This window comes from Anoxybacillus sp. (assembly GCF_036834105.1).
Classification (GTDB): Bacteria; Bacillota; Bacilli; order Bacillales; family Anoxybacillaceae; genus Anoxybacillus.
In genome coordinates this window covers 1-3,097 of record NZ_DAITON010000191.1, presented here as the reverse complement: position 1 = coordinate 3,097, position 3,097 = coordinate 1, and the positions used below count along the sequence as shown (strand labels likewise).

Below are 3,097 nucleotides of genomic sequence, written 5' to 3'. Positions count from 1 at the left end.
CAAGAACGTTACGAATTCTTGCGTCATTGATCTTGATTGAACCGCCGTATACGGAACCGTACGTACGGTGGTGTGAGAGGACGGAGGTTAATCACCTCCTCCTACTCGATTAAAGTGAAAAATATATGAAATGTATTGTTTTTTTTTACAATATATACTTATTATGTGATATAAAAGATGACAAGGAGATGATTCTTTTGAATGTATTGGATGCAACAACAAAATCACTAGCTGCAAGGGCAATTGTTGACTATGCTGGGTACAATGTAGGATATCAAGCATGCAAAAAGTCTGGAGCAAGTGAAACGATAGCACAGAAGTGTGGGCTAGCATCTGGATTTATTGTAGATGTCGCTAATAACGTGTATTCTATGGATGACAAAATGTTGAATGGAATGAAAAAAGGAACCAGTGCTGTCATCAACTATGTTAAGAACGAAATAAATCGCATTAGCGAAGCGGGGAAAAAGGCAACAACAATGATGAATAGAAAATAAAAACGAGTGAGTGAATAGGTTTATGTTAAGCGTAGATAAGAAAAAAATATCACTCATTCACCCATATATTACAATTACTTTAGATAAAACTCATGATTTATCAGTAATTAAAAATTTCTTAATAGTTGTATTTTTTCAGCATTATAAGTATTGTTTAATTCCATTCCCTTATAGTCATAAAGTACGCTTGGATTTTTTTAAAGAGGTTGACCTTTTACGGAGATTAAAATTTATAGTGATAAGTGTTATTGACTATAGTGGTAGGGAGCATTTCAAGTGTCAAGTTGATATTGACGCTTCAAAGTATGTCTTTGACTACTCTAAATGTATTTCAGCATCAATGCGGTTTAAAAGGTGAGTAACGATGAGTTTTCGTTTTTTCTTTGGGCTTCTTTTTGTTTTAGTTTTTGGAAGAGTAGTTGAATATTATGTAGAAATGTATATTTTGCACTCTATTTTACAAAGTGCAATTATCGTAGTTTTTGTTGCTGTTGTTTTTATATTAAGTGGCAAGGTGAGTAAGCGCTACGGTCTTCTAGACAAAAAAGTGAAAATGATCATATGGCTTCCAAGCTTGCTCGGTGCGTTATGTTTATCCATCTTCTTATACGAAACCGGCATTTTTCCGGGAAAATAAACAGGTATCTTTGTGTGCCTGTTTTTTCTTTTTTATAGGAATGATAAAATTTTTCGCATGATTCATAATTTATGGTAAAATAAATGTAGCTTCGTTGTTGAAAAAAAGGGGTGTATTGTTTGTGAAAATTATTTCTTGTCATGGCTATGAACTGCAAAAAGCACAGCCGAATACGTCGGAAGATTTTTTTAACCGTTCGGAAGTGACGTTTGTTGACGACGATGGAACAGAGCGAACGTTGCATGTGCTATATGTTCGTTATTTTGATGAACGTTTTTTTGAATGGACGCCTTATGAACAAGATCCTGTATTTCAAGCAAGCGGGAAAGATGTATATTTTAAAGATATTGTCGCGCTCGTCTGTTTGCTCGTCGATCCATCACTTCGGACGCGAAAACGTGTATATGTAAGTGAGGAAGAAGAGCTTCGTCGCTATTTTTCAACGATCGACTTCGCCAAACTGCCGGAAGTTTTTGAGTCGCTTGCGAAGCAACAAGCGTACGATGTGAAATCACCGCTTTTATTTATTGCGCAACCGTAAAGGGAGGATGCATATGGGCAACACTATTGTTTTGAATCAAACGAAGCAAGTCGAGCAATTGTTGAGTCGCATTGTCAAGCAAATTACTCGTTATTTAAACGAAACGACGATTGAACAAATGCAGGTGGAATGTGCGGGCGATCGTCATTATTATGAAGGGGTGCTTTCGGATTTACGCCGTTTAGCCGTATATGGTGAAGAGGGGATTGACGCATGTCGCATCGTCCTTCAAGAAGAGCCGTTTCGAAAAGCTGCCGCGGAACAAGCGTTATACAAAATTTATCATTCATGTGTGGCAGAATTTTTTACGCCAAAACGCGATTTATGGTATGAAGATAGCCGTTCTGCATACACGGGGAGACATTCAATTAAATTGCGGCAACGTGCCCCTCAATCGTTGCAACAATTACTTCATTCCATCGAAGCCGACTTTCAAACGATGCGTGAAGAGCTTGAATTTTATGAAACAGACTACCGAACAAAAATGATTCAATCACAATAAAGAAGCTGCGAGTGTCAGCTTCTTTTTTATTGCATATGATGCCGAAGGAGGTGTGTTTGTATGCGACAATATATTTATAACGTGCAAGCCTGGCTTGAACGTGTAAAGCCATTTGTAAATGAAGAGGCGGTTGAGCAATTAAAGGTGGAACTCGAACGGGGAGATGTCGCGCGCATTCATGAGCAAGTAACAAACATATATGAACAATTACAGCGCAAGCGCGTACCCATTGGGGGACATACGCTACCTAGGTTACCGTATGCGTACAACGCATTAGAGCCGTATATTGCTGAAGAGATTATGCGTTTGCATCACGAAAAACATCATCAAAGTTATGTTGACGGTTTAAATCGTGCGGAGAAAATGATGCAACAGGCGCGCGAAAAAAATGACTATGCGTTATTAAAACATTGGGAACGGGAAGCTGCGTTTCATGGTTCAGGACATTATTTGCACACAATTTTTTGGAACAATATGAAACCTCGGGGTGGCGGACGCCCGACAGGGGAACTACTTCAACAAATCGAACGTGATTTTGGGAGCTTTGAAGCGTTTCAACGACATTTTACAGAAGTGGCAAAACAAGTAGAAGGAAGCGGATGGGCGCTCCTCGTTTGGTCGCCGTTTGCAGGGCGATTAGAAATTTTACAAACCGAAAAACATCAACATGGGACACAATGGACGACTGTTCCGCTTCTCGTATTAGATGTATGGGAACATGCATATTATTTGCAATATAAAAACGATCGCGCGACGTACGTCCAACAATGGTGGAATGTTGTCAACTGGGATGATGTCCAACGGCGATTGGCAAGAGCGAAAGACCGCGTCATGTAGCGGTCTTTTTGTCATACATCATTGACTGGCGCATACACTTGTACAAAACGGACAAAGGGATGAGAGTGTATGCGACGGCAATG

5 protein-coding genes are annotated in these 3,097 nt (G+C 39.4%); all 5 read left to right on the top strand.

Annotation, left to right across the window (positions count from 1 at the left end):
* Window positions 1-125 precede the first annotated feature (125 nt).
* Entirely contained in the window at window positions 126-497 is a 372-nt protein-coding gene (locus V7Z64_RS12635; RefSeq protein WP_334110634.1) for a hypothetical protein, read from the top strand.
* Window positions 498-861: 364 nt separating this feature from the next.
* On the top strand, window positions 862-1,134 hold the full coding sequence (locus V7Z64_RS12630) for a hypothetical protein (RefSeq protein WP_297989548.1): 273 nt from the start codon (window positions 862-864) through the stop codon (window positions 1,132-1,134).
* A 121-nt stretch (window positions 1,135-1,255) separates the two neighbouring features.
* Window positions 1,256-1,675 (top strand): hypothetical protein, encoded by a 420-nt coding sequence (locus V7Z64_RS12625; RefSeq protein WP_003394404.1) that lies wholly within the window; start codon window positions 1,256-1,258, stop codon window positions 1,673-1,675.
* Between the two features lie 13 nt (window positions 1,676-1,688).
* On the top strand, window positions 1,689-2,177 hold the full coding sequence (locus V7Z64_RS12620; RefSeq protein WP_219984964.1) for a YpuI family protein: 489 nt from the start codon (window positions 1,689-1,691) through the stop codon (window positions 2,175-2,177).
* A gap of 60 nt (window positions 2,178-2,237) precedes the next feature.
* Window positions 2,238-3,014, top strand: a complete 777-nt coding sequence (locus tag V7Z64_RS12615) for a superoxide dismutase (protein WP_297989544.1) — start codon at window positions 2,238-2,240, stop codon at window positions 3,012-3,014.
* The last annotated feature ends 83 nt before the right edge of the window (window positions 3,015-3,097 follow it).